The sequence below is a fragment of the Novosphingobium sp. genome, from assembly GCF_049240505.1.
Taxonomy (GTDB): Bacteria; Pseudomonadota; Alphaproteobacteria; order Sphingomonadales; family Sphingomonadaceae; genus Novosphingobium.
This window is the reverse complement of record NZ_JBMLSM010000093.1, coordinates 1-5,449: the sequence shown is the minus strand read 5'-3', so window position 1 is coordinate 5,449 and position 5,449 is coordinate 1. Positions and strand designations below refer to the sequence as shown.

The 5,449-nt window shown below is 62.0% G+C and carries 7 protein-coding genes; 4 read left to right on the top strand and 3 right to left on the bottom strand.

The window, feature by feature from the left end; genetic code table 11:
* Positions 1–665: NAD(+) diphosphatase (gene nudC / locus ACOVQ0_RS07750; protein ID WP_421882467.1), on the top strand; the 665-nt coding region annotated here is incomplete at its 5' end.
* Complete coding sequence (locus tag ACOVQ0_RS07745) at positions 662–1,366, top strand: DsbA family oxidoreductase (protein ID WP_421882464.1); 705 nt, start codon at positions 662–664, stop codon at positions 1,364–1,366. The genes nudC and ACOVQ0_RS07745, both read left to right, overlap by 4 nt.
* Positions 1,367–1,375: 9 nt before the next feature.
* On the opposite strand, the gene ACOVQ0_RS07740 is transcribed toward ACOVQ0_RS07745, so the two are convergent.
* The 3 genes from ACOVQ0_RS07740 to mgtE all read right to left on the bottom strand — a co-directional run bounded on the left by ACOVQ0_RS07740 (position 1,376) and on the right by mgtE (position 4,464).
* Positions 1,376–2,308: an MBL fold metallo-hydrolase gene (locus ACOVQ0_RS07740; RefSeq protein WP_421882461.1), complete on the bottom strand. Its 933-nt coding sequence runs from the start codon at positions 2,306–2,308 to the stop codon at positions 1,376–1,378.
* A 163-nt stretch (positions 2,309–2,471) separates the two neighbouring features.
* Positions 2,472–2,879, bottom strand: a complete 408-nt coding sequence (locus ACOVQ0_RS07735) for a DUF1489 domain-containing protein (RefSeq protein ID WP_421882457.1) — start codon at positions 2,877–2,879, stop codon at positions 2,472–2,474.
* 136 nt (positions 2,880–3,015) lie between these two features.
* Positions 3,016–4,464: a magnesium transporter gene (gene mgtE / locus ACOVQ0_RS07730; RefSeq protein WP_421882453.1), complete on the bottom strand. Its 1,449-nt coding sequence runs from the start codon at positions 4,462–4,464 to the stop codon at positions 3,016–3,018.
* Positions 4,465–4,575: 111 nt separating this feature from the next.
* Here mgtE and ACOVQ0_RS07725 point away from each other — a divergent pair, with 111 nt between their 5' ends.
* A complete protein-coding gene (locus tag ACOVQ0_RS07725) occupies positions 4,576–5,031 on the top strand; it encodes a peptidylprolyl isomerase (protein WP_421882450.1) in 456 nt (151 codons plus the stop codon).
* A 69-nt stretch (positions 5,032–5,100) separates the two neighbouring features.
* Positions 5,101–5,397: a hypothetical protein gene (locus tag ACOVQ0_RS07720; RefSeq protein ID WP_421882447.1), complete on the top strand. Its 297-nt coding sequence runs from the start codon at positions 5,101–5,103 to the stop codon at positions 5,395–5,397.
* Positions 5,398–5,449 lie beyond the last annotated feature (52 nt).

Genomic DNA, 5,449 nt, shown 5'->3' with positions numbered 1-5,449 from the left:
ATGGGCGCGGGTGCTTTGCCGAAGTGACGCCGCGCATCGTGGGAAGCGTGGCACCGCCCAATCCCAGGTTGTGGGCGGCGATGGGCAACCTCTCGCCCGGTGACCTCACGATCTACGGCGGCGCGCGCAGTCTGGTCGATTGGCACGCGCGGCACCGCTTTTGCGCGCGGTGCGGATCGGCCACAGGGCTGGCCAAGGGGGGCTGGCAGCGCAGTTGCACGAACGATGCTTGCAAGGCCGAACACTTTCCGCGTGTCGATCCCGTCACGATCATGACGGTGGAATGCGATGGCGAACTGCTGCTGGGCCGCCAGCCGCGCTTTCCGCCGCGCCGCTATTCCGCGCTGGCGGGCTTTGTCGAACCGGGCGAGGGGCTGGAAGATGCGGTTCGGCGCGAGGTGCTGGAAGAAGCGGGCGTTAAAGTGGACGAGGTGCGCTATGTGGCGAGCCAGCCTTGGCCGTTCCCGTCCTCGCTGATGATCGCCTGCCATGCGTTTACCACGCAGCGCGAAATCACTATCGACGCGACCGAACTCGACGATGCCCGCTGGTTCACGCGCGAGGAAGTGCAATATGCGATGACGGGCGCAGAGGATGGTGCGTTCATTGCGCCGCCGCCCTTTGCTGTAGCGCATCATTTGCTCAAGTGGTGGCTGGAGCAATGACGCCGGAGGGGAACGCCCCCGCCAAAGTCATGCTCGACATCTGGTCGGATGTGATGTGTCCGTGGTGCGTGGTCGGGCTGAACCAGTTGGACAAGGCGCTGGCGGGCATGGCGGGTGAAGTGGAAGCGACGGTGCGTTTCCACCCCTTCGAACTGAACCCCGATATGGCCGAGGAAGGCGAGGAACAGGCCGCGCATATCCAGCGCAAATATGGCCGCACGCCGGAGCAATCTGCGGGGGTGCGCGAGACGTTGAAGCAGGCGGGGGCACGCGCAGGCTATTCGTTCGACTATACCGGAGAGGGCGAAGCGCCGCCGGCGATGATGTGGAACACGCGGGCAGCGCACCGGCTGCTGACGTGGGCCTTGCGCGATTTCGGTCCAGAGACGCAGGTGCGCCTTAAACGCGCGCTGTTCGATGCGCATTTTCAGGCGCGACGCAATGTGTCGGACCCGGAAGTGCTGGCCGGAGTGGCGGAGAGCGCAGGCCTGCCGCGCGTGGGCGCGCTTCAGGCGATGATCGATCCAGACATTGACGCGGCGGTGATCGCAGGCGAGCGGCAGGCGTGGGACTTGAACGTGTCTGGCGTTCCCGCTGTGGTAATCAACGGCAAGCTGATCGTGCCGGGCGCGCAGGAGCCTGAGGTCTATGCGGACCTGATCAGGAAGGTTCTGGCGCGCGAGGCGGCGGCAAAGGTCTGACGCGGGTGGTCAGAACCGGTCAAGATCGTTGGCAAGGCTGACAGGGCCATCGTAGTTCACGGCGATCTCACGCCGATAGATCGATTGATCGGCCACGGATTCCGGCGAGGGGACGAAATGGGTCAGCACCACATGTTTGACGCCAGCTTTCTGTGCCATTTCACCGATTATGCGTGGCGTCAGATGGTTGCGGGTCATCCCATTGACTATGCTGTCCCGTGCAGCGGCCGGAGCGCCTTTCATCATCTGGGCAAGGCTGGCTGCAATTCCTTCAGGTTCAACCACTTCTGTTACCAGAACATCTGCCCCGCGCGCCAGTTCCGTCAGCCTTGATGATGGGCCTGAGTCACCGGTGAAGACGAATGTCCTGCCGCCTGCTTCCACGCGATAGGCGACGGCATCCGGCAGGTGAGGCAGAGCGACTGAAGGGGGAACCTGAAAATGATCCACGCCGATCGCCCAGATTCTGACGTTTTCGTCTTCAAAAACCAGTTTCTGCGCGGATAGCCCTGACGGCAGATCGACCGCGCGGATCAGCGATTCTGCTGTTGGCTTTGCCGGGCCGAACGTGGGAAATCCCGCCAATTCTGTAGGTGCGTTCGATCTGGCCAGCCCTGTTGCCAATGCAGCCGTGCCTTGCGGCCCGAAAATCGGCAGGGGTGAAGGAAAGAAAGTCCACCGGGTCATGATTATCGGGCCAAGATCGGCATTGTGATCAAGATGATGATGCGAAAGGAATACGGCCTTGATCGCGTTTTCCGGCAAGCCTGCCAGAGCCATCTGACGCTGTACGCCATTGCCGAGATCGAACAGGTAGATGGCACCATTTACCAGCAGGGCATTGGCGATCTGCGAACGCTGCACCTGCACGGCGGGGCCGCCACTGGTGCCGAAGGTGATCCACTGTGTGGACGGTGCTGGCGATTGGGCAGGGCTTGGCACGCCGTAAGTGCCTAGAATAACTGGAGCAAAAAAGCGTGTCACCCACCGGAGAACCTTGAATGATGGTGCCGATCTCTGAACCACGACGACTTCTCCAATGAGCTTTATTGGAGTTTCTATTCTATTTTATGAGGCGGTCAAGCAAGGTTGAGGGAAGGGGGTGTCAAACCAGCCCCAGCTTCGCCAGATCCGACGCGATCTGCGCGGGCAGAACTTCGCCCGCTTCGCCATCGGCAAGGTCCGCAGGTGCGTCGGCTTGTTCGAGATAGCGCCAGCCCTGATGGGCGCGGCGGGGTTTGGGGTGGACTTCGATCAGTTTGGTGCTGACGACGATGTTGGTGCGGCCGCCTTCGGCTTCTTCAAAACCCACGATTTCGGAGCGGGCGACGAGTTGGTGCTTGTGAATCCAGTAAAGCGAGCCGCCGATCATTTCCTCGGCGCGTTTTGGGCGGTTGCGGGTGGTGAGGTAGGCGACTTTGGCACCGCCGCGACGACCGGATTCCGAGAACCATTCATGGATTTCGGCGAGGGATTGGGCGCCATAGGCGACCTTGGTCATGTTGAGGGGCATTTTTGATCCCTGCGGATGCTGAAAGCCCATCCGGGCTTTCAGTGCGGCACCGGCCCGCTCCCCCGGCCCGGCCACCCATATTCTATCCCAAGGGCTGACCGGGCCGGGGGAGCAGGCCGGTGCCTCAAGTGAAGTGCTACGCCGCCAACCCGCTTAACACCGCGAGGCCGAGGAACGAGAAGAAGCCCATGACATCGGTGGCCATCGTCACGAATACGGCAGAAGAGACAGCCGGGTCCACTTTTAGGCGATCAAGCGTGACCGGGACCATGATTCCGGCAAGGCCCGCCACCAGATTGTTAATCACCATCGCCGAGCCGATCACCGCGCCGAGCAGCGGGTTCGAGAACAGGAGCGCGGTCGCGCTGCCGATCAGGATGCCGAGCGCGGTGCCGTTGGTGGCGGCGATGCGCAATTCGCGCAGGATCATACGGACGGTGTTGGAACTGGTAAGCTGGTTGGTGGCGATGGCGCGCACCACAACGGCCAGCGTCTGCGTGCCTGCGTTTCCGCCCATGCCCGATACGATGGGCATCAGCACGGCGAGCAGCGCAAAGCGGGCAATCGCGCCTTGGAACATGCCAACGACCGATGCGGCAACCATCGCGGTGCCGAGATTGACAATCAGCCATGTGAGGCGCGTGCGGACCGTCAGCAGGATGGGTTCGTTGATGTCGCCATCGCCTGCACCGGACAGGCGCAGGATATCCTCGCTCGCCTCTTCCTGAATGATGTGGACGATATCGTCGACGGTGATCTGGCCAACGAGACGCCCGGCTTCATCGATCACGGCGGCGGAAATCAGTGCGTATTTCTGAAAGCGCAGCGCGACTTCTTCCTGATCCATCGTGACGGGGATCAGCGTCTGATCGCGCTTCATCACATCGGCCAGTTGCACGCTGCGCGGGGCGCGCAGAATCCATGACAGGCTGCAGGTGCCGACCGGGTGATGCTTGTGATCGACGATGAAGACTTCCCAGAATTCAGTAGGAAGTTCGTCATCGCGGCGTAGATAATCGATCAGGTCGCCCACGGTCATGGCTTCGGGCACCGCGATCACATCGCGGCTCATCAGACGGCCGGCGGTTTCTTCCGGGTAGGACAGCGCGGATTCGATCGCGGCGCGGTCTTCCGGCTCCATCTCGGCGAGGACGGCCTGCTGGTCTTCCTCGTCAAGGTCTTCGATCAGGGCAACGGCGTCGTCCGTTTCCATCTGCTCGGCGAGTTCGGCAACCTCTTCAGGCTCCAGTTCCTCGACAAGGTATTCGCGGACGTAATCGTTGAGTTCGGCGATCACCTCGCCGCCGAGAAGATCGTTGATCGCGCGGGCGAGCTTTACGCGGTCATCCTGATCGATCAGTTCGAAAAGGTCGGCAATATCAGCCGGGTGGAGCGGTTCGACGAGGTTGTAAACGGTTTCATCGTCGCCCGCCTCAAGCGCTTCGGCGACTTTGCGGACGAAGCCGGGGCGAAGGGTGTTATCCTCCTGATCGAGGCTATCGGCGTTACGCACGGCTTCGACCGGCGCGGGCGAAATTTCCGCGTCGGGGGCGAGGGATTCGATGAGATCCTCGTTGCGCTCCATATGGGGCGGGTTAGCTACTGGGCAGGCAATTGCAACCACCTAGCAGACCTATGCGTGACTTTCTCGTCCGACCCCTTATATCCGCCCGCAAGACAACAAGGACTGCGACCAATGGCTGACGAAAATCTCGTTCTTTCGCTCGATTCCGGCGATGTAGTGATCAAGCTGCGCCCCGATCTGGCCCCCGGCCACGTTGAGCGGATCAAGGAACTGGCCGGTGAAGGCTTTTACGATGGCGTGAAGTTCCATCGCGTGATCCCGGGCTTCATGGCGCAGGGCGGTTGCCCGCAGGGAACCGGCATGGGCGGTTCGGACAAGCCGGACCTGAAGGCCGAATTCAACGCCGAACCGCACGTGCGCGGCGTATGCTCGATGGCACGCACCAGTGCGCCGCACTCGGCCAACAGCCAGTTCTTCATCTGCTTCGATGACGCGCGCTTCCTCGACAAGCAGTACACCGTCTGGGGCCAGGTCGAGAGCGGCATGGACCTGATCGACGCGCTGCCCAAGGGCGAACCGCCGGCAAACCCCGGCGTGATCCGCAAGGCGAGCGTTGTTGCTGCCTGACCGGGTTCAAGACTGAATTGGAGAGGGGCGGGGCCGCAGGGCTGCCGCCCCTTTTCTGTTGGAGGCAGGATGAATCTGATCGAACACGCGATTGTGGCGCTGTTGATTCAGGCGCTGATCGGACTGACCACGCGCAACTGGTGGGCAGGGGCGGCACTGGCCTGTGGCTATTTCATCGGGCGCGAGGTTTCGCAGGCGGAATATCGCTGGATCGAACAGTTCGGGCAGGGCCTGCGAGCCAACATGCCGTGGTGGGGCGTGTTTGATGGGCGCGTGTGGGATAATGCCGATCGGTTGGCCGACTGGATCGGGCCGGTTTTGGCGACGGTGCCAGTGGCTTGGGTGATCGGGCGGCGGAAGCGATGATCCTCCCTGTTTTTCCGAAGGACAAACGGGGAGGTGGCATTCGCGCCAGCGA

What these genes read in the sequence shown, in the direction of transcription:
- ACOVQ0_RS07745 (WP_421882464.1), top strand. Translation starts at nt 662, where the DNA reads ATGACGCCGGAGGGGAACGCCCCCGCCAAAGTCATGCTCGACATCTGG.
- ACOVQ0_RS07735 (WP_421882457.1), bottom strand. Translation starts at nt 2,879, where the DNA reads ATGCCCCTCAACATGACCAAGGTCGCCTATGGCGCCCAATCCCTCGCC.
- mgtE (WP_421882453.1), bottom strand. Translation starts at nt 4,464, where the DNA reads ATGGAGCGCAACGAGGATCTCATCGAATCCCTCGCCCCCGACGCGGAA.
- ACOVQ0_RS07725 (WP_421882450.1), top strand. Translation starts at nt 4,576, where the DNA reads ATGGCTGACGAAAATCTCGTTCTTTCGCTCGATTCCGGCGATGTAGTG.
- ACOVQ0_RS07720 (WP_421882447.1), top strand. Translation starts at nt 5,101, where the DNA reads ATGAATCTGATCGAACACGCGATTGTGGCGCTGTTGATTCAGGCGCTG.